21 protein-coding genes and 1 pseudogene are annotated in these 20,896 nt (G+C 66.3%); 13 read left to right on the forward strand and 9 right to left on the reverse strand.

All coding sequences use genetic code 11. The features are described 5' to 3' along the window. Positions 1–45: 45 nt before the first annotated feature. Together Q8M13_RS21035 and Q8M13_RS10685 are read right to left on the reverse strand one after the other, a co-directional pair. Positions 46–237: pseudogene (locus Q8M13_RS21035) on the reverse strand (TetR/AcrR family transcriptional regulator); the annotation flags it as partial. 55 nt (positions 238–292) lie between these two features. Continuing rightward, on the reverse strand, positions 293–1,144 hold the full coding sequence (locus tag Q8M13_RS10685) for a UDP-2,3-diacylglucosamine diphosphatase (protein WP_305299937.1): 852 nt from the start codon (positions 1,142–1,144) through the stop codon (positions 293–295). Positions 1,145–1,297: 153 nt separating this feature from the next. Between Q8M13_RS10685 and Q8M13_RS10690 the strand changes: the two genes are divergently transcribed. Next, positions 1,298–1,933 carry a TetR/AcrR family transcriptional regulator gene (locus Q8M13_RS10690; protein WP_305299938.1) on the forward strand — a complete coding sequence of 212 codons (636 nt, stop codon included), beginning with the start codon at positions 1,298–1,300 and terminating at the stop codon, positions 1,931–1,933. Positions 1,934–2,078: 145 nt separating this feature from the next. On the opposite strand, the gene Q8M13_RS10695 is transcribed toward Q8M13_RS10690, so the two are convergent. Beyond that, positions 2,079–3,824 carry a DUF885 family protein gene (locus Q8M13_RS10695; RefSeq protein ID WP_305299939.1) on the reverse strand — a complete coding sequence of 582 codons (1,746 nt, stop codon included), beginning with the start codon at positions 3,822–3,824 and terminating at the stop codon, positions 2,079–2,081. A 150-nt stretch (positions 3,825–3,974) separates the two neighbouring features. On the opposite strand from Q8M13_RS10695, the gene Q8M13_RS10700 reads away from it, so the two are divergent. The 3 genes from Q8M13_RS10700 (at position 3,975) to Q8M13_RS10710 (ending at position 8,584) form a co-directional block, all read left to right on the forward strand. After that, positions 3,975–5,381: an amino acid permease gene (locus Q8M13_RS10700; RefSeq protein ID WP_305299940.1), complete on the forward strand. Its 1,407-nt coding sequence runs from the start codon at positions 3,975–3,977 to the stop codon at positions 5,379–5,381. A 148-nt stretch (positions 5,382–5,529) separates the two neighbouring features. Further along, positions 5,530–7,074 carry an MATE family efflux transporter gene (locus Q8M13_RS10705; RefSeq protein ID WP_305299941.1) on the forward strand — a complete coding sequence of 515 codons (1,545 nt, stop codon included), beginning with the start codon at positions 5,530–5,532 and terminating at the stop codon, positions 7,072–7,074. 190 nt (positions 7,075–7,264) lie between these two features. Further along, a complete protein-coding gene (locus Q8M13_RS10710; protein WP_305299942.1) occupies positions 7,265–8,584 on the forward strand; it encodes an acyl-CoA dehydrogenase family protein in 1,320 nt (439 codons plus the stop codon). A gap of 51 nt (positions 8,585–8,635) precedes the next feature. On the opposite strand, the gene Q8M13_RS10715 is transcribed toward Q8M13_RS10710, so the two are convergent. After that, positions 8,636–9,001 carry a YciI family protein gene (locus tag Q8M13_RS10715; RefSeq protein ID WP_305299943.1) on the reverse strand — a complete coding sequence of 122 codons (366 nt, stop codon included), beginning with the start codon at positions 8,999–9,001 and terminating at the stop codon, positions 8,636–8,638. Positions 9,002–9,015: 14 nt separating this feature from the next. Further along, positions 9,016–9,729, reverse strand: coding sequence for a DUF1428 domain-containing protein (locus tag Q8M13_RS10720; protein WP_305299944.1), 714 nt, complete (start codon positions 9,727–9,729; stop codon positions 9,016–9,018). Between the two features lie 279 nt (positions 9,730–10,008). Between Q8M13_RS10720 and Q8M13_RS10725 the strand changes: the two genes are divergently transcribed. Genes Q8M13_RS10725 through ribB form a run of 3 tightly spaced genes read left to right on the forward strand, consistent with a single transcriptional unit; the run spans position 10,009 to position 13,495 of the window. After that, positions 10,009–11,781 carry a class I adenylate-forming enzyme family protein gene (locus tag Q8M13_RS10725; protein WP_305299945.1) on the forward strand — a complete coding sequence of 591 codons (1,773 nt, stop codon included), beginning with the start codon at positions 10,009–10,011 and terminating at the stop codon, positions 11,779–11,781. Next, on the forward strand, positions 11,778–12,353 hold the full coding sequence (locus Q8M13_RS10730; RefSeq protein ID WP_305299946.1) for an NADPH-dependent FMN reductase: 576 nt from the start codon (positions 11,778–11,780) through the stop codon (positions 12,351–12,353). Before Q8M13_RS10725 ends, Q8M13_RS10730 begins: the two co-directional genes overlap by 4 nt. Then, complete coding sequence (gene ribB, locus Q8M13_RS10735; protein ID WP_305299947.1) at positions 12,350–13,495, forward strand: 3,4-dihydroxy-2-butanone-4-phosphate synthase; 1,146 nt, start codon at positions 12,350–12,352, stop codon at positions 13,493–13,495. The genes Q8M13_RS10730 and ribB overlap by 4 nt, the downstream gene beginning before the upstream one ends. A 111-nt stretch (positions 13,496–13,606) precedes the next feature. On the opposite strand, the gene Q8M13_RS10740 is transcribed toward ribB, so the two are convergent. Further along, a complete protein-coding gene (locus Q8M13_RS10740; protein WP_305299948.1) occupies positions 13,607–14,347 on the reverse strand; it encodes a TylF/MycF/NovP-related O-methyltransferase in 741 nt (246 codons plus the stop codon). Between the two features lie 610 nt (positions 14,348–14,957). Here Q8M13_RS10740 and Q8M13_RS10745 point away from each other — a divergent pair. Next, complete coding sequence (locus Q8M13_RS10745; protein WP_370870024.1) at positions 14,958–15,626, forward strand: DUF1013 domain-containing protein; 669 nt, start codon at positions 14,958–14,960, stop codon at positions 15,624–15,626. Positions 15,627–15,771: 145 nt separating this feature from the next. Here Q8M13_RS10745 and Q8M13_RS10750 read toward each other — a convergent pair whose 3' ends face one another. Beyond that, the gene (locus Q8M13_RS10750; RefSeq protein WP_304809980.1) at positions 15,772–15,945 is read right to left on the reverse strand and encodes a YdcH family protein; all 174 of its coding nucleotides are present in this window, start codon (positions 15,943–15,945) and stop codon (positions 15,772–15,774) included. A gap of 130 nt (positions 15,946–16,075) precedes the next feature. On the opposite strand from Q8M13_RS10750, the gene Q8M13_RS10755 reads away from it, so the two are divergent. The 3 genes from Q8M13_RS10755 to Q8M13_RS10765 all read left to right on the forward strand — a co-directional run bounded on the left by Q8M13_RS10755 (position 16,076) and on the right by Q8M13_RS10765 (position 17,431). After that, on the forward strand, positions 16,076–16,675 hold the full coding sequence (locus Q8M13_RS10755; protein WP_305299949.1) for a UbiX family flavin prenyltransferase: 600 nt from the start codon (positions 16,076–16,078) through the stop codon (positions 16,673–16,675). Between the two features lies 1 nt (position 16,676). Then, positions 16,677–17,123 (forward strand): TIGR02444 family protein, encoded by a 447-nt coding sequence (locus Q8M13_RS10760; protein ID WP_305299950.1) that lies wholly within the window; start codon positions 16,677–16,679, stop codon positions 17,121–17,123. A gap of 89 nt (positions 17,124–17,212) precedes the next feature. Next, entirely contained in the window at positions 17,213–17,431 is a 219-nt protein-coding gene (locus Q8M13_RS10765; protein WP_305299951.1) for a YdcH family protein, read from the forward strand. Positions 17,432–17,440: 9 nt separating this feature from the next. Here the strand turns inward: Q8M13_RS10765 and Q8M13_RS10770 are convergent, their stop codons facing one another. Continuing rightward, complete coding sequence (locus Q8M13_RS10770; RefSeq protein ID WP_305299952.1) at positions 17,441–18,169, reverse strand: GGDEF domain-containing protein; 729 nt, start codon at positions 18,167–18,169, stop codon at positions 17,441–17,443. Between the two features lie 122 nt (positions 18,170–18,291). Here Q8M13_RS10770 and purE point away from each other — a divergent pair, with 122 nt between their 5' ends. Next, positions 18,292–18,783 (forward strand): 5-(carboxyamino)imidazole ribonucleotide mutase, encoded by a 492-nt coding sequence (gene purE / locus Q8M13_RS10775; RefSeq protein ID WP_305299953.1) that lies wholly within the window; start codon positions 18,292–18,294, stop codon positions 18,781–18,783. Between the two features lie 9 nt (positions 18,784–18,792). Next, positions 18,793–19,872: a 5-(carboxyamino)imidazole ribonucleotide synthase gene (locus Q8M13_RS10780; RefSeq protein ID WP_305299954.1), complete on the forward strand. Its 1,080-nt coding sequence runs from the start codon at positions 18,793–18,795 to the stop codon at positions 19,870–19,872. A gap of 146 nt (positions 19,873–20,018) precedes the next feature. Here the strand turns inward: Q8M13_RS10780 and motA are convergent, their stop codons facing one another. Then, positions 20,019–20,888 (reverse strand): flagellar motor stator protein MotA, encoded by an 870-nt coding sequence (gene motA, locus Q8M13_RS10785; protein WP_305299955.1) that lies wholly within the window; start codon positions 20,886–20,888, stop codon positions 20,019–20,021. Positions 20,889–20,896: the final 8 nt, after the last annotated feature.

A 20,896-nucleotide genomic window follows, 5' to 3' on the forward strand; every position in this document is an offset into this window, starting at 1 on the left:
GCTCAGCGCCTGCGCCTGAAGCCAGGCCCAGAAGGCCCCGAGTAACGCTTCCTTAGTGGGGAAATGGCGATAGACCGTCCGCTCGCCGACCTCGGCCTCGGCGGCGATCTCGGCGAAGCTGAGGTCCTCCAGCGGTCCGGATTCCAGCTTGCGGGCCACCGCATGCATGATCTGGTCCTGGGTCGCCTGCTTCTGGCGGTCCCTCAGGCTCGAGGTGTAGCGTGTCGGCGGTATCATGACAGTCACGCTGTCACCAAAGCAGCGCAACTGTCAATGAGGCCTATCCCCTAGTTCAAGCCGCGGCCGGGTGTCGCAGCGGCTCCAGCACCGGCTCCAGCGTCAGGTCGGACAAGGGTTCGAGCGCGCCGATCGTCCGATCGATCGCCGACCACGATCGCAGCTTGGCCCACTCCAGGATCTCCAGGCGGCCGTCCTCGTGCTCGACCAGGGCCGAGCAGCTTTCCACCCAATCGCCGTCGTTGATGTAGGCGATGCCGTCGATGTCGCGCATCTTGGCCTTATGGATGTGGCCGCAAATCACCCCGTCGACGCCGCGCCGACGGGCCTCGTCGGCGACGGCGGCCTCGAAGTTCTCGACAAACTGGAGGGCGTTTTTGACGCGGGTCTTCAGGAAGGCCGAGAGGCTCCAATAGCCGAAGCCTAGTCGTCGCCTCGCCCGATTGAACAGCGTGTTGGCGGCGATCAGCGCCCGGTAGGCGTAATCCCCGACGAAGGCGAGCCACTTGGCGTGCTGGACGACGCCGTCGAATTCGTCGCCATGCAGGACCAGGAAGCGGCGGCCGTCAGCGGTCTCGTGGATCGCATCGCGAGCGACGACCACGCCGCCGAAATGGATGCCGATGAACTCTCGGATCCGGTCGTCATGATTTCCCGGTACGTAAACCACCCGCACGCCCTTGCGGGCCATGCGGAGAATTTTCTGCACCACGTCGTTGTGGGCCTGCGGCCAATACCAGCCTGAGCGTAGCTTCCAGCCATCGACGATGTCGCCCACGAGGTAGAGCGTATCGCACTCAATATGCCGGATGAAATCCAGCAATAGTTCGGCTTGGCAGCCCTTCGTGCCCAGGTGCACGTCGGAAATAAACACGGTCCGGTATTTGCGAATGGTCAGATCAGTCATTCCGTGCCCCCTCGGCTGCGGAGAACTGCTCATCGGTTAGGCTGATTGCATGTCATTCTCATGAAAGCGCACGTGGCCCTTTTGTCGCCTCAGCTTTTGAATTAATGGTTTGGGAAGGCCGACCCTCCCCAGGTCTCCCGAAAACAAGGTCCAATGGACGCCCGAACCTATCCTGCGAAGGAGACGCCGAAGTCTCGGCGTACCCGTGCGCGAATTCTCGACGCCGCCATGCGGTTGTTCGCCGAGGTCGGCTATCACGCCGCCACCAACGCCATGATCGCGGACGCCGCGAATCTGACGCGCGGCGCCATGCTCTATCACTTCGCCAGCCGCGAAGAGCTGGTCGAGGCGGCGGTGAGTCATATCGAGGTCGAGCGCGCGCGTCTGTTCGAGGCCGCCGCGTCCGGTCCGGTCGCGCCCGGCGTAGACGCCGCCGAGCAGGCGATCGACGCCTACTGGGCGCTGCTGCACGAAATCCCGTTCATCGCCTTCGCCGAGCTAGAGGCCGCCGCCCGCACCGACGCCATGCTGCGGGCCCGCCTGGCCAACGCGCAGAGCGCCTTCGACCACAATCAGGTCGGCGACCGCTTCCTCGCTCTGGCTCAGGCCGGCGGGGATCCCCGGTTCCAGACCAGCCGCGATCTGGGACGGTTCCTGCTGGAAGGCCTGGCGCGCGGCGCCATGACCTTCGACGAGCAGGCCCGCAAGGAGCGCCTGCTGACCGTGGTCAAGCGCGCGGTGCGCGTGCTGAACCGCAAGGGCGACGTCCAGGAGCTGTGGCCGGACTAGTTTCTTGGATCCTCCCCCGCTGGGGGAGTTGGCGCGCGCAGCGCGACGGAGGGGGCGTGCGACAGAAGTCAAAGTCCCCTTCAGTCAGCTTTGCTGACAGCTCCCCCAGAGGGGGAGCATCGGCCTCTTGCTTGAGCGCGGTGGCTCACCCCACCTTCTCAGCCGCGATCCAGGCGTCGATGCGGCGCTCCAGCAGGTCCAGCGGCATGGGGCCGTCCAGCAGCATCGCGTCGTGGAAGCGGCGGATGTCGAACTTGTCGCCCAGTTCGGCCCGGGCCTTTTCGCGCAGGGCGATGATCTTCATCTCGCCGGTCTTGTAGGCCAGCGCCTGGCCGGGCCAGGAGACATAGCGGGCCAGTTCGACCTCGATGTTCAGCGGCGATAGCGCCGTGTTGTCGGTGAAGCAGGCGCGGGCCTGGTTCAGGCTCCAGCCCTTCCAGTGGATGCCGGTGTCGGCCACCAGGCGGCAGGCGCGCCACATCTCGTAGGACAGCCGCCCGAACCGCTCATAGGCGTTGCGATAGATTCCCATCTCGCCGCCGAGTTTCTCGGCATAGAGACCCCAGCCCTCGATGAAGGCGCTGACATCGGCCTCGCGGCGGAACATCGGCACGCCCTGCGCCTCCTGGCTGAGCGCGATCTGCAGATGATGGCCGGGCACGGCTTCGTGCAGGGTCAGGGCCGGCAGCTCATAGAGCCCCCGCTGGTCGAGCTTGTAGGTGTTGACCATGTAGCCGCCGGCGATCCCCAGTTTTGGATTGCCGGAGAAATAGCGGCCGGTCGTGTAGTCGGCCTCGACGTCGGCGGGGACGGGCCGCACGCCGTAGGTCAGGCGCGGCAGGGTGGCGAACCAGGCTGGGAGCTGGTCGTCGATCCGCTTGGCGATCTCCGAAGCCTTCTCCAGCAGGTCCTGGCGCGAGGTGGCGTAGAACTGAGGATCGGTGCGCAGGAAGGTCTGGAAGGCGGCGAAGTCGCCCTTGAAGCCGGTCTGGGCGATCACGCCGTCCATCTCCCTGCGGATCCGCGCGACCTCGTCGAGGCCGTTCTGGTGGATCTGGTCAGGGGTCAGCTTGGTGGTCGTGTGGTTCTCGACCAGCCAGGCATAGTAGCGCTCGCCGCCGGGCAGGCTGCGCGCCCCAAGCTGCTTCCGGCTGGCGGGCAGGTACTCGGTTGCCAGGAAGGTCGCGAACTCGGCCTGGGCCGGGCGGATCTTGTCGCGGACGACGGCGAGGGCTTCGGCCTGTAGGGCCTCGCGCTCCGCCTGGGGGATCGAGGTCGGCAGTTGCTCCAGCGGCGCCAGCATCGGGTCGCCCGCGAGGGGCGCTGCGGCCTGGGCCTTGGCGCGGGCCAGCACCTGCTCGCTCGTGCTGCGCGGCTGGGTGAAGCCCGACTTGATCCCTCGCCGGGCGTTGACGATCTCGGCGCGGTAGTAGGCCGGGACTGCGTTCAGACGGTCGATCCAGGCCTGCCCATCGGCCAAGGTCCGCATCGGCGTGGATGAGGCCAGGTAGCTGATGGTCCAGTCGAAGCCGTCGTCGGAACTGAAGGGCATTCGGGCTTCGTCGAAAGCCAGGCGCTGAATCTGGCGCTCAAGCGTCCACTCCAGGAACTCGCGGTTCAGCTCGGCCGGGGCTGAAAGCTCGCTGGGTTTGATCGCGGCGAGCTGTTTCTGAAGTTCCTTCAGCCGTTTGGACCGGGCGACATCGGCGGCCAGGCTGGGGTCCGGCAGTCGCGACAGGGCGGCGCGATCGCCTTGGCTGCTGGCCAGGAGCGGGTCCTGCGACAGGCTGTAGGCTTCATAGTCGGCGACCAGCTTGTTCAGTGCGGCGTCATCGGCGAGCGCTGGCGTGGCGGCCAGGCTGAGGATGATGGCGAGAGGCGCGAGCCGCATGATCAGTTCACCTGTGCAATGGAACGGCCAAGCTGGCGCCCCGGGGTTCTGGCGCCAAGGGCAATTTCAGCTAACGTCCTGGCTCGGCTTCGCGAAGAATCACCGTGTTCCATAGAAGGCGGCGCCGATCTGCATTGTCGGGGGAATTCGATGAGCTTCGTGACGCGCCGCAAGCCGGTCGAGCCCCCAGCCAGCCACGGCGAGCACAGCCTGATCCGTACTTTGGGCTGGCCGCATCTAATGGCGCTGGGCGTCGGCGCCATCATCGGCACCGGGATCTACACCCTGACCGGCGTGGCGGCGGGCCTAGCCGGGCCGGGCGTCATTCTCTCCTTCGCCCTGGCCGGGGCGGTCTGCGCCTTCGCCGCGCTCTGCTACGTCGAGATGTCGACCCTGATGCCGCAGGCCGGCAGCGCCTACGCCTATTCCTATGTCGGCATGGGCGAGTTGATCGCCTGGGTGGTCGGGTGGAGCCTGATCCTCGAATACACCGTCGTCTGTTCTACCGTTGCGGTCGGCTGGTCGGGCTATGCCGGCGGATTGATGCAGCAGGCGGGCTGGAACATGCCGGCGGAGTTCTTGGCCGGTCCCCACGCGGGCGGAATCGTCAACCTGCCGGCGGTCTTCATCACCCTGGCGGTCACCTGCCTGCTGCTGGTCGGCACCCGCGAAAGCGCGACGGTCAATTTCATCCTGGTGCTGGTGAAGTTGGTGGCGCTCAGCGCTTTCGTCGCGCTCACCCTGCCGAGCTTCAATCCCGAGCACTTCCACCCCTTCGCGCCGTTTGGGTTCGGCGCTCAGATCGGACCGGACGGCGTCAAGCGCGGGGTGGCGGCGGCGGCCGGCATCATCTTCTTCGCCTTCTACGGCTTCGATGCGATCTCCACGGCGGCGGAGGAAGCCAAGGACCCAGGCCGCGACCTGACCATCGGCATCATCGGCTCGATGATCGCTTGCACCGCCATCTACATGATCGTCGCGGCAGCGGCGCTGGGCGCCTCGCCGTTCGAGGTGTTCTCCGCCAGCCCCGAACCCTTGGCCTTCATCCTGCGCGGCCTCGGCCATCCGCAAGTCGCCGCTGTCGTCGCCGGCGCGGCGGTCGTGGCACTGCCGACGGTGATCATGGTCTTCATGTTCGGCCAAAGCCGGATCTTCTTCGCCATGGCGCGCGACGGCCTGCTGCCGCGCCGGCTGGCGGCGGTCGGCGCGCGCGGCGTGCCGGCCCCGGTCGTCATCCTGACCGGCGTGGTCGCCGCGGTGATCGGGGGCCTGCTGCCGCTGGGCGAGATCGCCGCCCTGGCCAACGCCGGCACCTTGCTGGCCTTTATCGCCACGGCGGTCGCGATGATGGTGCTGCGCCGGCGTTCCCCGAACTTGCCGCGTCCGTTCCGCACGCCGCTGTGGTGGCTGGTCGGGCCAATGGCGGTGGCGGGCTGCCTCTATCTGTTCTCGACCTTGCCGGTCTCGACCATCGTCAACTTCCTGATCTGGAACGCGATCGGGGTGGTGGTCTACTTGCTGTACGGCCGGGTCAGGAGCCGGTTGGCGAACGCCTAGCGGCTTCCTGGATGACAGCCATGGGCGCCGCGCCTAGAGTCTGCTTCGCCTACTCCCCTGGCGATCGTGCCAAGCAAGAGCCTCGCCCGTATTCAAGGGTGGGCCGGGGGCAGGCCGGCGCGCATTCATCGCGCCTTGGGGAGCGATTGTGAGTTCGACGCCGAAAGAGGCCGCGGCCGGCCGTATGAGCGGGCCTCCTGGGGGCGCTGGTCCCCGCGCGGGAATGCAGGACCTGACGGTCGGGCCGATCGCCAAGACTCTGATTGTCTTCGCCATGCCGGTGCTTGGCTCCAACATCCTGCAGTCGCTGAACGGATCGGCGAACGCCATTTGGGTCAGTCACGTGCTGGGCGAGGCGGCCCTGACCGCCACGGTCAACGCCAACAACATCTTCTTCCTGATGCTGGGCGCCGTGTTCGGCATCAGCATGGCCGCGAACCTGCTCATCTCGCAGTCGGTGGGCGGCAAGGATCTGGCCATGGTCAAGCGGGTGGTCGGTTCGGCCACCACCTTCTTCCTGGTGCTCTCCCTGGCGGTCGGGGTCGCGGGCTATCTGCTGACCCCGGCGGTGCTGAAGATCATGCAGACCCCGCCAGACGCGACGCGGGATGCGATCATCTATCTGCGGGTGATCTTCCTCGCGATGCCGTTCATGTACTTCTTCTCGTTCGTCATGATGGCGCAGCGCGGGGCGGGCGATTCCAAGACGCCCTTCTGGTTCTCGGTTTTCGCGGTCGGCATGGACGTGATCCTGAACCCGCTGCTGATCATCGGGGTCGGGCCGTTCCCGACCCTGGGCATCGCTGGCTCGGCGGCCGCCACGCTGATCAGCCAGACGGTCACCCTGGCGGCGATGATCGTCTATCTCTACCGCACCGACAGCGTGTTGATCCTGAAGCGCCACGAATGGCGGATGCTGATCCCGCAGATGGAGATCCTCAAGACCCTGGTGGTGAAGGGTTTCCCGATGGCCCTGCAGATGCTGGTCATCTCCGGCGCGGCGGTGGTGATGATCCGCTTCGTCAACGCCTATGGCTCGGAGACCGCCGCCGGCTACGGCGCGGCGATCCAGCTGTGGACCTACATCCAGATGCCAGCCATGGCGCTGGGCGCCGCAGTGTCGTCGATGGCCGCCCAGAACGTTGGCGCGGGCAAGATGGACCGCGTGGGCGCGATCGCCAAGCAAGGGGTGCTGATCGCCATGGTGATGACCGGCGTGCCGGTGTTGCTGATCTATCTGATCGAGCCGTGGGTGCTGCTCCTGTTCCTTCCGGCCTCCAGCCCTTCGACCCCCATCGCCATGCACATCAACGCCTATGTGCTGTGGGGCTTCATTCCGTTCGGCATGGCCTTCGTGCTGAACGGCATCATTCGCGCGACCGGGGCGGTGTGGCCGCCGCTGATCGGGCTGCTGGTCTCGATGTGGTTCGTGCGGATCCCGTTCGCCCAGTTCCTGGAGCCTTATCTGGGCCAGGACGCCATCTGGTGGAGCTTCCCGCTGGGTTCGATCATCTCGCTGGTCCTGGCGGCGAGCTATTATCGCTGGGGCGGCTGGCGCAAGGCTACGCTGATGAAGGGCCTGCCGCACGGATCGGCGGCCGACACCGGCCTTGGCACCCCCATGCTGGCCGAGGAGAGCGAGGCGCTGGACGAGGCGGCTCGCGCTCAACCGGCCAGGGCGCCGGCTCAGTAGGGCGAGCCCTAGAAAAATCGCGCTGCAACGCTTGGGCGCCGTTGCGTCACGCAAACAAGCGTTTGATAATGGTGGAGAGGTCGGCGCCCTAAGGGGCTGTCCGGGCGCGACATTTTTCCAAGGCGGCGCGACCCGCCATACCGCTTTTTTGAAAATCGCCTGCGCGAGGCGGGCATATGGGAGACGCTAGATGGCTTGGGATTTCGAAACGGATCCAGAATTCCAGAAGAAACTCGACTGGATTGAGGACTTCATGCGCGAGGAGGTCGAACCCCTCTCGCACCTCGGCATGGCGGTGCACGGCCCGCTGGGCCGCGAGAAGTTCATCAAGCCGCTTCAGCAGAAGGTTAAGGATCAGGGGCTTTGGGCCTGCCACCTCGGCCCGGAACTGGGCGGCCAAGGCTTTGGTCAGCTCAAGCTTGGCCTGATGAACGAGAAGCTGGGCCGCAACGGCCTCGCGCCGACGGTCTTCGGCTGCCAGGCGCCTGACACCGGCAACGCCGAGATCATCGCCCACTACGGCACCGACAAGCAGAAAGAGCAGTACCTCTGGCCGCTGCTGAACGGCGACATCCGCTCGGCCTTCTCGATGTCCGAACCGACCGGTGGCTCCGACCCGCTGACGTTCAAGACCCGCGCGGTCCTGGACGGCAACGAGTGGGTGATCAACGGCGAGAAGTGGTTCTCGACCAACGCCCGCTATTCCAAGGTTCTGGTGCTGTACGCGGTCACCGATCCGGACGCCAAGGACCCCTATCGCCGGACCTCGATCTTCCTGGTGCCCACTGACACCCCCGGCGTCGAGATCGTCCGCAATGTCGGCGTCGGCAGCGGCGAGATCGGCAACGGGAGCGAGGGCTATGTCCGCTACACCAACGTGCGGGTTCCCTATGACGCCCTGCTCGGCGAGCGCGGCGCGGCCTTCGTCATCGCCCAGGTCCGCCTGGGCGGCGGCCGGGTCCACCACGCCATGCGCACGGTCGGCGCCTGCAAGCACGCGCTCGACTTGATGTGCCGCCGTGCGGTCTCGCGCACCACGCGTGATGGCAAGCTGGCCGACCTGCAGATGGTGCAGGAGCAGATCGCCGACTCCTGGATCGCTCTGGAACAGTTCCGCCTGCTGGTGCTGCGCACCGCCTGGCTGATCGACAAGCACAAGGACTACAACCTGGTGCGTAAGGACATCGCGGCCATCAAGGTCGCCATGCCCAAGGTCTATAACGACATCGCCACCAAGGCCGCCCACCTGCACGGCGCGCTGGGCGTCTCCAACGAAATGCCCTTCATGCATATGGTCACCAGCTCGCTGGTGATGGGCATCGCCGACGGTCCGACCGAGGTCCACAAGGTCACGGTCGCCAAGCAGGTTCTGAAGGACTACCGGCCCGACAACGACCTCTTCCCCAGCTACCACATCCCGCGCCTGCGGGAGGCTTCGGAAGAGAAGTACGCCAAGGAGCTCGGTGAGCTGAAGGAAGCCTACAAGGCTCGCGCCAAGACCGACGCCTAGACAGGTTCGCCCCGAGACGCGCCCGGCAGGGTGCGTCTCGGAGCAGCTTGGCTACAATTCCGGGGGTGGTTGGCTGAAGTCCACAATGGGCCGAACCTCGACCGTGCCGATCCGGGCCTGTGGGATGCCGGCGGCGACCTGAACCGCTTCATTGAGGTCGCTCGCCTCAATGATGATGAAGCCGCCCAGCATCTCCTTGGTCTCCATGAACGGCCCATCGACGGCCGACATCTTCCCGCCCCGCATCCGCACGGTCATGGCTTCGTGGGGCATGGTCAGGGCCTCGCCGGCCACGAAGTGGCCGCTGGCAGTGAGGACCTCGTCATAGGTCGAGCATTCGGCCAGGACGCTGTTGGCCTCCGGGCCGCCGCCAAAGAGCGTCTCTGGATCGTAGTAGATGATGCAGGCGTAGCGCATGAAGGCTCCTTGTCTCAGGCGTCGAAAATGGGGGCGAAGCCGCCGTGGACCCAACGCTGGGCGTCATAGGGCGTGTCGGCCGCGTGCATGCGCGGGTCGGCGAACACCTTCTGCCAGGCCTGGTCGCGGACCGCCTTCGATGGCCATTCGATCCAGCTGAACACGACGGTCTCATCGCTCGTCGCTTTCACCGCTTGCTTGAAGTCGGTGACCTTGCCGTCCGGTACATTGTCGCCCCAGCCATCGACGACGCGGGTCGCGCCGTACTCGATCAGGACGGCCGCCTGAAGGGTGGTCAGGTCGCGATAGGCCTCCTTGTTGGCCTCCGGAACCGCGAGCAAGGAGCCGTCGATATATCCGGCTGGCCCAGCAGCGCCCGCCTCGATGATCGGGATGAAGCCGCCATAGACCATGCGTCCGCCGTCGAACGGCATATCGGCGCCCATTTCCTCCATACGCGGGTCGCTGATCATTTGCTGATGGGCGGCCTCGGCCGCCGCCTTGTCGGGATACTCGTGCCAGGCGAACACGATCACCTCGCCGGGCTGAGCCTTCACCGCACCCTTGAAATCGGTGACCTGGCCGTCGGGCACGTCGTCGCCCCAGGCCTCGACCATCCTGGTCACGCCGAACTCCCGAAACAGCGACGCCGCGTCGGCGGCATGCTTGCGATAGGCTTCCTTGTTCGCGGCGGGGACTGCGGCGACGAACCCTTGCACATAGGCCATGGCTTCTTTCCTTTCGGCTGTCTTGGCGAGTGTTCCTCGAACCCGCCTTGAATGCGACTGGTCGTTCGGCGGCGGCCGGATTCGACATCGGCTCGGAATTTTTTTGACCTACAAGCTCGCCGCTTCGATGGCCCTTACGCCCCGGCCAATTTCGCGATGTCGCGGCTCAATCGGAAACCAAGGGTGTACCGGGCGGGAAGCCTGACGCTAGTGTGCGGGGCTCCGTTTTTGGAAGCTCCTTCTCTGCATTTTTAGCTGTTTCATTCTCGAGGACATTGCGTGACCGACGTGCAGACCCAGACGCCGCCCCCCGCAGCTTCCACCTGGCCGGTGGTGTCGCTGGCTAAGGCCCATGCGCAATTGACCGCGCCGGGCCAACGCTTTGAGATCGAGGAGAAGGTGATCCGGGGCGTGAACACCCGCACCTGGAAGAACGCGCCGGCCACTCTGCGCGACATCTTCCTGAACGGCCGCACGTTCCAGGACCGCGAGTTCCTGGTCTACGAGGACGACCGCGCCACCTTCGAGACCTTCGCTCGCGCGACCATCACCCTGGCCCGCCAGCTTCAGGCGGACGGCGTGAAGAAGGGCGACCGCGTCGCCGTCATCATGCGCAACATCCCTGAATGGCCGGTGGCGTTCTGGGCCGGGATCCTGGCCGGCGCGATCGTCACGCCGCTGAACGCCTGGTGGACCGGGCCGGAGCTGGAATACGGCTTGGCCGATTCCGGGACCAAGATCGCCATTGTCGATGACGAGCGGCTGGAGCGGATCACCGCCTCGTTCGACGCCTTGCCGAGCCTGGAAAAGGTCTATGCGCCGCGCCTGGCGGCGGACCCGACCGACCCCAAGGTGCGCCGCTTGGAGGACGTGATCGGCAAGGTGAACGACTGGGGCCTACTGGCCGACCAGCCGTTGCCCGACGTGCCGCTGGAACCGGAGGACGACGCGACGATCCTCTATACCTCGGGCACTACGGGCAAGCCGAAGGGCGCGCTGGGCACCCATCGCAACATGACCTCGAACATCATGGCCAGCGGCATCTCGGCGACGCGGAACTTCCTGCGCGCCGGCCAGCCCTTGCCGGAATCCGACCCGCACAAGCTGCCCCAGCGGGTGAACCTGCTGGTGGTGCCGATGTTCCACGCCACCGGCCTCAGCGCCAACCTGTCGCCGGCCATGAATTCGGGCGGAAAGATCGTGCTGATGCGCCGCTGGGAGACCGAGCCGGCCATGGCCCTGATCGAGCGCGAGAAGGTGAATTCCACCGGCGGCGTGCCGACCATCGCCTGGCAGCTGATCGAACACCCGGCCCGCGAGAAATACGACCTCTCCAGCCTGATGTCGGTGGCCTATGGCGGGGCGCCCTCGGCGCCGGAACTGGTGCGCAAGATCGTCGAGGTGTTCCCGGCGTCCCAGCCCGGCAACGGCTGGGGGATGACCGAGACCACCGCCACCTTCACGTCGCACCTGGGCAAGGATTACGAGAACCGCCCCGACAGCGCTGGCCCGGCCGCGCCGGTCGGCGAGATGGAGATCCGCGACCCGGCCGACGGCAAGACGGTGCTGGCGCCGAACGTCGTCGGCGAGCTGTGGGTCAAGGGGCCGCAGGTCGTGAAGGGCTATTGGAACAAGCCGGAGGCCACGGCCGAAACCTTCGTCAACGGCTGGCTGCGCACGGGGGATCTGGCGCGCCTGGACGACGAGGGCTTCCTGTTCATCGTCGACCGGGCCAAGGACATGCTGATCCGGGGCGGTGAAAACATCTACTGCGTCGAGGTGGAGAATGTGCTGTACGACCACCCCGACGTGATGGACGCCGCCTTGGTCGGCATCCCGCACAAGACGCTGGGCGAGGAACCGGCCGCCGTGGTTCACCTGAAGCCGGGCGGCACGGCCGACGAGGCGGAGCTGAAGGCGTTCGTTCGCGAGCGGCTGGCGGCGTTCAAGGTTCCGGTGAAGGTCGTCGTCTGGCCTGAAACCCTGCCGCGAAACGCCAACGGCAAGATCGTGAAGACGGAGCTGAAGAAGGTGTTCGAGGGTGAGGCATGACTGTGCGTAAGCCGCTGATCGTCGGCATCGGCGGCACCACCCGTCCCGGGTCGTCCAGCGAGTGCGCGCTGCAGTGCGCCTTGCGGACCGTCGAAGCCGGGGGCGGGGAGACCCGCCTGCTCGGCGGCGAGTTCCTGTCGCATCTGCCGATCTTCAATCCGGCCAACGCCGACCAGACCGACGAGCAGAAGCTGCTGGCCGACACCGTGCGCCAGGCGGACGGCGTGATCGTCGCCAGTCCCGGCTATCACGGCTCGATCTCCGGGGTGATCAAGAACGCCCTGGATACGCTCGAGGTGCTGCGCACCGACGAGCGGCCTTACCTGACCGACCGCGCAGTCGGCTGCATCATCACCGCCGACGGCTGGCAGGCCGCCGGCACCACTTTGACAACGCTGCGCTCGATCATACATGCGCTGCGGGGCTGGCCGACGCCGTTCGGCGCAGCCCTCAACTCGACGTCCCCCCTGTTCGACGCCACCGGCGCCTGCAACGAGGCCAAGGACGCCTGGCAACTTACCACCGTTGGCGAGCAGGTCCTGGACTTCGCCAAGATGAAGGCCCGTACATGACCGCCCCCCACCACGCGTCCCCTGCTAACGGCGATGCGCCGCATGAATCGGCGATCTCGCCGATCGAGGACATCATCGAGGACGCCCGCAATGGGCGGCCCTACATCCTGGTCGACGCCGAGGATCGTGAGAACGAGGGCGATGTCATCATCCCGGCCCAGTTTGCGACGCCCGACCAGATCAACTTCATGGCCAAGCACGCCCGCGGCCTGATCTGCCTGTCGATCACGGCCGAGCGCGCGCGCGCGCTGCGCCTGCCGCCGATGGCGATCGATAACCAGTCGGGCCACGGCACGGCGTTCACCGTTTCGGTCGAGGCGCGCGAAGGCGTGACGACCGGCATCTCGGCCCATGACCGCGCCCACACCATCGCTGTGGCCGTCGATCCCACCAAGGGCGCCGACGAGATCGTCTCGCCCGGCCACGTGTTCCCGCTGGTCGCCAAGGATGGCGGCGTGCTGGTCCGCGCCGGCCACACTGAAGCGGCCGTTGACATCAGCCGCATGGCTGGCCTGAACCCGGCGGGCGTGATCTGCGAGATTATGAAGGATGACGGGTCGATGGCCCGCCTGCCGGACCTGATCTCGTTCGCCCAGCTTCACGGCCTGAAGATCGGCACCATCGCGGACTTGATCGCCTATCGCCGCCGCACCGAGCGCCAGGTCGAGCGGGTGCTGGAGACGCCGTTCGACAGCGCCTATGGCGGCCGCTTCCGGATGCTCATCTACCGCAACATCCTCGACAAGACCGAGCATGTGGTCCTGACCAAGGGCAAGATCGACCCCGACAGGCCGACCCTGGTGCGCATGCACCGCGTCGACTTCGCCGCCGACATGCTGGGCCACAAGGAAAGCCGCCGGGACTATGTGCCCAAGGCGCTGCAGGCCATCGCCGACTATGACGGCGCGGGCGTGGCGGTTTTCATCCGCGACTCCAACCCGGCCTGGCTGTCGGAGCGTTACGGCGCCGAGCCGGGCGCGGACCATGGGGCGAACGTGCTGCGTGACTACGGCGTCGGCGCCCAGATCCTCTTGGACCTCGGCGTGCGCGACATGGAACTGCTGTCCAACAGCGCCACCGTCCTGCCCGGTTCCGGAGGCTATGGTCTGCGCATCGTCGGGCGTCGCCCGCTAGACGTGTAGGGGGCTTCCCCTTCCGTCGCGCTGCGCGCTACCTCCCCAGCGGGGGAGGATCTGGTCGCCTTAGATGCTCCCCCGTTGGGGGAGTTGTCGCCGCAGGTGACTGTGGGGGGCTTACAGCCCGGCCCGGAACACCCAGTGCGGCCAGACCTGCTCTGAGTGCAGGCGGCGCTCCATGACCAGTTGCTCGACGGCTTCGGTGGCGCCGATGCAGGAGGGCGCATCGGCGTCGTCGTAGACGACGTAGCCGCCCTTCGCCATGAACGGCCAGACCTCGTCCTGCGCGTACTTCACGCCGGAATAGATGTCGCAGTCGATGTGGGCGAGGGCGAAGCGAGGCTGCTTTTTGGCGATGACCGGGAAGGTGTCCTGGAACAGGCCCTTCACGATCTCCAGGTTCTTCAGCTTCAGCTTGTCGCGCCGCTTGGCCAGCGCCTCGTAGGAGGCCTCCGAGAAATCGCCCGCCCCATGCAGGTCCCGGGCGGCGTCAGTCGTCGGCATGCCGGCATAGGTGTCGCAGGCGTAGACCTTGGCCTTGGGATGGAGGGCCTTCATCAGATAGGCCATGAACAGGGCGTTGCCGCCGCGGAACGATCCGAACTCGATCACGTCGTGGCCGTCCAGGCGGTCGGCGAACATGGTCAGGATGAGGAACAGGTTCATCCGCTTGGCCTCGACCATGACCGACCAGCCACCGCTGGCCTCCGCCGCGGCTTGGTAGAGCTTGTCGGCGGCGACCTGTTGGGCGAGGTCGGCATGCATCAGGCCCCAGCCTCGCTGGTAGCCGTCGCGGGCTGAGCGCCCGCCGATGATGGTGTCGGGGGTGCCGATGCGGGGGAGTTCGATGCGCGCCATGACCATGTTGCTATGGGCGCCCGCGATTCATGGCAATCGAAGTTCGGTGAACCAAGCTGGGCCGTAGCGGTCTTCGACATGCTGGAGCAGCGCTTGGCGCGCGACGCCCGTTTGAGGTCGTCGAGCCGCGCGAGCAGCCGGGCGCTGGCGGCCGGAGGCGGAGCTCCGAGCGAGGCTGGGAATAGGAAGGCTTGGGCGGTCTGGCCCTCACGCGGTTCGCGCTCGCGTTTGCTGGCTGAGACATAGGCCCGGTGGGTGAGGGCCAGTTCGGAGGCCAACTGACTACACGACAAGTTGCTGTAGTCGGGCGGCTGGGGCCCCAGCGCCGCCGTGGTGGTTGGTGTTGTCGCGCACGCCGTCAGCATGGCCGCGGCGGCGATCGGAAGGATCGCGCCTTTCATTCCTGGAGCCCTCCCAAGGGGTCATTGTTGGAATGACTTTGGCACGTCCGTGGTAATTGTCTCGCGCGAACATCGCCCTGACGGACTTTGCCGCGGAGCCGCCCCGAGGATTGTCGTTTTCTTGGGCGCTGAACCCGCCTATATGACAGGTTGCTTCATTGCACCGCCCGGCCGAAAGGCCGGGCGCCGTCATTTTGGGGAAGACCGTCATGACCGACATCCTGATGCCGAAGGCGACCGCCGTCTGGTTGGTCGACAACACCTCGCTGACCTTCGACCAGGTCGCGGACTTCTGCGGGCTGCATCCGCTGGAAGTTAAGGGCATCGCCGACGGCGAAGTGGCGCGCGACATTCGCGGCGCCGACCCGATCGCCAATGGCCAGCTGTCCCGCGAGGAACTGGACAAGGCGCAGGGCAATCCGAAGTACCGCATGGTCGCCCAGAAGAGCCGCCACGCCGAGCTGCTGAAGCCGGTGAAGAAGGCTCCGCGCTACACCCCGGTGTCGCGTCGCCAGGACCGTCCGGACGCCATCGCCTGGTTCATCCGCAACCACCCAGAGGTGGCCGACAGCCAGATCGCCCGCCTGCTGGGCACCACCAAGGCCACCATCGATCAGGTGCGCAATCGCGGCCACTGGAATTCGGCCAACATCAAGCCGGTCGATCCGGTGACGCTGGGCCTCTCGACCCAGATGGAACTTGATGCCGTGGTGAAGAAGGCTGCCGAGAAGAAGGCCAAGGACGACGCCAAGCGAGGCATCGTCGATGGTCCGACCTTGGAACCGGCGTCTGAAACCGGCGCGCCCTCGCCGCGGGCCGATGTCCATGAGGCTGAGCAGCCCCACTACGACGACGAAGACGGCGACGACGAAGACTAGGGGATATCGACGCCAGGGAAGGGGTGTCCCTTCCCTGGAATGAACGCTCAGGCGGCCCTGGTGACCGCCCCCGGGGACCAGGGAGACGGTCTAACAGGGTCGCCTGACGTCCGGCCCACCCCACGGACAAGGAAGAGCCTAGGCCCTAATGCGCTCGCGCGCCGAGGGCCTCGATTTCTTCCTTGAGCTTGAGCTTTTGAAGCTTCATTTCCCTGAGCTTGATGGCGTCTGAGGCCGGCCTCTTCGTCTCCTCCTGGATCGCGGTTTCGAGTTTCTGATGGCGCGATCCAAGTTCACGGATACGGGCTTCAACGGCCATGACGTGTCATCTCCTTGTTGAACCAAACACCAAGAGTGAACACCCGCTGGTCTGGCCTGTCAGATCACATATGTTTGCAGTCCGGCCTAGGTTGTCGGGACCTTGAAACCTGCGGTGGAGACCCAAGGGCATGACCAAACCTGAGCGGCCACGCCTGGTGGTCGGCGTCTCCGGCGCGAGTGGCGTAACCTATGGCCTGCGGGTGTTGGACGCCTGTCGCGAGCTGTCTGTCGAAAGCCATTTGATCTTCTCCAAGGCCGCGGCGCTGACCCTGGCCCAGGAGACCTCGTTGTCGATCGCGCAGGCGCAAGCTCGCGCGGATGTGATCCACAAGGTCGGCGATGTCGGCGCCTCGGTGGCGTCCGGATCGTTCCCGACCCTCGGCATGATCATCGCCCCTTGCTCTGTGCGGACCATGAGCGAGATCGCGACGGGGGTGACGTCATCCCTGCTGACGAGGGCCGCCGACGTGACGCTCAAGGAGCGTCGGCCCCTGGTGCTGATGGTGCGCGAGACGCCCCTGCACCTGGGCCATCTGCGCACCATGGTTCGGCTGGCGGAGATGGGCGCGATCATCGCCCCGCCGCTGCCGGCCTTCTACGCCAAGCCTGCGACCCTCGACGAAATGGTCGATCAGGCCGTCGGGCGCGCCCTGGATCTGTTCGGCCTTTCCTGGCGGCCCGTAAAGCGGTGGGGCCAGGACGTCGGCCCGCTGACGGGGGACGCCTGACATGTCGCTTTGGGATTGGACGCTCGAAGCCTATGCGCGGCCCGGCGTGCCCGAGGCGTGCCTGGCCCTGCAGGATGAGCACGACTTGAACACCTCGTTTCTGCTCTGGGCCGTTTGGGCCGAGGGTGCGGACGCCGCGGTGCTCGCCCAGGCCGCCAACGCCGGCAAGGTTTGGGACAGCCGGGTGCTGAAGCCGGTCCGCGAGGTCCGCCGGACTCTGAAGTCGACCTTTCCCGCCGTCGATGACGGCGCGCGCGAAGGGCTGCGCGAGGACGTGAAGTCGGTGGAGCTGCGCGCAGAGCGGGTGCTTATGGAAACCTTCGAAAGCCTGACTGAAAACCGTCGAGGCGGGGTCCCGGCTCTGGCCGCGCTTCAGGCCGCTTCGCGCGCCTGGGGTATTCCGGCGCCGGATGAGGCTCTAGCTCGCCTGGCGAGCGCACTGAGCTAGACCGTGGCTGAGGGCGTGGCATTATCGGCGCGGGCGAGCTTGTTGTTTCGAGTTAGAGCCTTCTTTGAGGGCTTCAGGGCGGTATTGGTATGAACGACGACGAGAGGGATGATCCCGAGGCAGCGCTTGGCCCACGGCTGCGCATCCTGATTCAGGAGCATTCGGATCTCGATGTCGCCGTCCAGGCCATTGCTGTCGCTCCAGTCCCGGACATGATGGTGATCGCCCGCCTGAAGCGTAAGAAGCTCTCCCTGAAGGACGAGATCGAGCGCTTGAAGGATCAGCAGACGCCCGACATCATCGCCTGAAAGCGCAGGCTAGCGCGGCTCGAGGCCGCGCCTCTGGCGCTTGTGGCTGAACATGGCCGTGTCCGCCTCGGCGATCAGGGCTTCGGGGTCCATGTCGGTCGAGAGTTCGCACACCCCATAGGAGACGCTGAGTGGAGCGCTCCACTCGCCGAACCGAACGGGCGAGTCTTCGATAGCTTGAGCCAGGCCGGCGGCCTTGGCCTCGGCCGTGGCCTGGTCGGCCTGGACCAGGATGACCGCGAACTCGTCCCCGCCCATTCGGCCGACAATGTCGCTCTCGCGGACATTGGAGGTCAGGCGCTCGGACACGGCGTGAAGGCAGGCGTCGCCCGCCGCGTGGCCATAGCGGTCGTTGACGCCCTTGAAGCCGTCCACGTCAAAATAGACCAGGCTGGCCGGAGCGTCGTAGCGCTGGGCGAAGGTGCGGGCGCGCGACAGCTCCCGCACAAAGGCGCGGCGGTTCAATAGCGGGGTGAGCGCGTCGCGGTCGGCCAGGCCCTCGACCTCGACCAGGCGTGCCTTCAGCCGTGAAACCTCCCCACGCAACTCGCCGATCTCGGTCAGCAGGGTCTGCATTGCGGCCTGAACGGCGGGTGTCAGGTCGGTTTCGCTGAGCCCCAGGAATGCGATCTGGTCAGCCGGCGCGGCGGCGTTGGACGTCGCAGGGCCCCCCGTCTGGACCGGATCGCGCTTGCGGATGGCGGAGAAGGATTCGGAACGGGCGCCGGTGATCTTCATGCGGCCTTCTTTCCGATGGGAATCAGAGATTTCCAAGTCAGATCAGAATCCTGAACGTCCTTGGTTGCGGGCGCAAGGGCGGCGCCTATACTCCGCGCCTTTCCGCGAAGGGGCATGTCGGAATGAGCGCAACAAAAGCGCAGGTCGCAATCATCATGGGCAGTCGGTCCGACTGGCCCACGATGAAGGCTGCGGCGGAAAGCCTAGACGCGCTCGGCGTGGCCTACGAGGCCAAGGTCGTTTCGGCCCACCGGACCCCTGATCGCATGTACGCCTTCGCCAAGGGCGCCAAGGCCGCGGGCTTCAAGGTGATCATCGCCGGCGCCGGCGGCGCCGCGCACCTGCCGGGCATGACGGCCTCGCTCACCGAACTGCCCGTGCTGGGCGTGCCGGTTGAGTCTCGAGCCCTGAAGGGCATGGACAGCCTGCTTTCGATCGTCCAGATGCCGGGTGGCATTCCGGTCGCCACCCTCGCCATCGGCGAGGCGGGCGCAAAGAACGCCGGCCTTCTAGCCGCCCAAATCCTGGCGCTCTCAGATGAGGCGCTGGGAGAACGTCTGGCGCAGTTCCGCGCCCGTCACACCGACAGCGTCGCCGAAACCGTCGAGGACTGAGAGACCACTATGTCTAAACTGCCTCTGCCCCCCGGCTCCACGATCGGGATTCTCGGCGGCGGGCAGCTTGGCCGCATGCTGGCGCTGGCCGCCGGCCGGCTGGGCTTCGACGTGGCGATACTTGAGCCGGAGCCCGGCGCTCCCGCCACTCGCGTGGCCGCCCACACGGTGGTCGGCGCCTATGATGATCCCCAGGCCCTGGAGGCGCTATCCAAGCTCGCCTCGGTGGTCACCTTCGAATTCGAGAACGTCCCAGCCTCTTCGGTCGAGCACCTGACCGCGCTGGGCGTCGCCGTCGCGCCGGGCGCGCGCGCCTTGGCCATCGCCCAGGACCGGGTCGCGGAGAAGACCTTCCTGAACGAGGCCGGCGTCGCCACCGTGGCCTTCGCCGCCGCCGACACCGCCCAGGCGGCTCAGGACGCCATGGCGTCCCTGGGCGCGCCTGTGCTGATGAAGACGCGGCGCGAAGGTTATGACGGCAAGGGCCAGCGCTGGGTCGAGCATGCCGCCGACGCGCCGGCCGCCTTCAAGGCCGTGGGCGCCAAGCCGGTAATCCTGGAGGCGCCCGCCAACTTCGTGCGCGAGCTGTCGGTGATCGCCGCCCGCGGCCGCGGCGGTGAGATCGCGGTCTATCCGCTGGCCGAGAACCACCACGAGAAGGGTGTGCTTCGCCGCACCTACGCGCCCGCCAAGGTCACCGGCGAAACAGCCGACCAGGCTGAACGGATCGCCGCCAAGGTGCTCAGCGGCCTGGACTATGTCGGCGTCATCGGCATCGAGCTGTTCGAGTTGGCCGACGGGCGGCTGCTGGTCAACGAGATCGCGCCGCGCGTTCACAACACCGGGCACTGGACGATGGACGGCTGCGAGGTCGATCAGTTCGAGCAGCACATCCGCGCGGTGGCCGGCTGGCCGCTGGGACCCACCCACGCCCATTCGCAGGTCGAGATGCTGAACCTGTTGGGCGAGGAAGCCGACGCCTGGGCCAAGCTGGCCGGCGAGCCGGAAACCCGCGTGCACCTCTACGGCAAGCGCGACGCCAAGCCGGGTCGCAAGATGGGCCACGTGAACCGCCTGCGGCCGCTGTAGATTTAAGAGATGAGATCCTCCCCCGTCGGGGGAGGTGGATCGCCGAAGGCGAGACGGAGGGGGCTGGCGGCCTCTTGAGAGTCCAAGTCCCCCTCAATCAGCCATTCGGCTGACAGCTCCCCCAGAGGGGGAGCATCTGGCCTGCATTAGGCCTCGGCGGGAATGGCCGAGAGGGCTTCTTCCAGTTCCAGGAAGCTCGGTTGTGCGCCCGAGGGCACGCTGCCGCGGCCGATCTCGACCGAGATCTGGGCGGCGTTGCCGTGCAGGTGGGCGACCAGCACCGACTGGATGATCTTGTAGAAGGAGCCTTCCTCCTCGACCACGTCCTTCAGGCGCGTGGCCATCGGGCCGACCAGGCCATAGGCCAGGAACACGCCCAGGAAGGTGCCGACCAGGGCCGAGCCGATCATGCCGCCCAGGACTTCCGGCGGCTCGGTGATCGAGCCCATGGTCTTGATGACCCCGAGCACGGCGGCGACGATGCCCAGGGCGGGCAGGGCGTCGGCGAGGTTCTGCAGGGCGTGGGCCGGGGCCAGCACTTCGTGATGGTGCTTCTCCAGCTGGGTCTCCATGGCGTCCTCGACCTGATGGGGGTCTTCGAGGTTCATGGTCATCATCCGCAGCGTGTCGCAGATGAAGTCGATGGCGAAGTGATCCTTCATCACCCGCGGGAAGCGCGAGAAGATCGTGCTCTCCTTCGGGTTCTCGATGTGGCTTTCCAGGGCGATGACGCCCTTGGACTTCATGGTCTTGGTCAGCAGGAACAGCAGCGACAGCAGGTCGCGATAGTCCGACGGCTTCCATTTCGGGCCGGCGAACACCTTGCCGAAGCCCGACAGCGTGCCCTTGATCACCGGCACCGAGTTGCCGATCAGGAAGGCCGCGACGCCGGCGCCGCCGATGGCCATCATCTCATGTGGCAAGGCGTGAAGGATCACGCCCAGGTTGCCGCCGGAGATCAAATAACTGCCAAACACCAGCGCGAAGAGCAGCACGATGCCGATAATCTGAAACATTTGAAAAG

The sequence above is a fragment of the Phenylobacterium sp. genome (assembly GCF_030681155.1).
GTDB lineage: Bacteria > Pseudomonadota > Alphaproteobacteria > Caulobacterales > Caulobacteraceae > Phenylobacterium.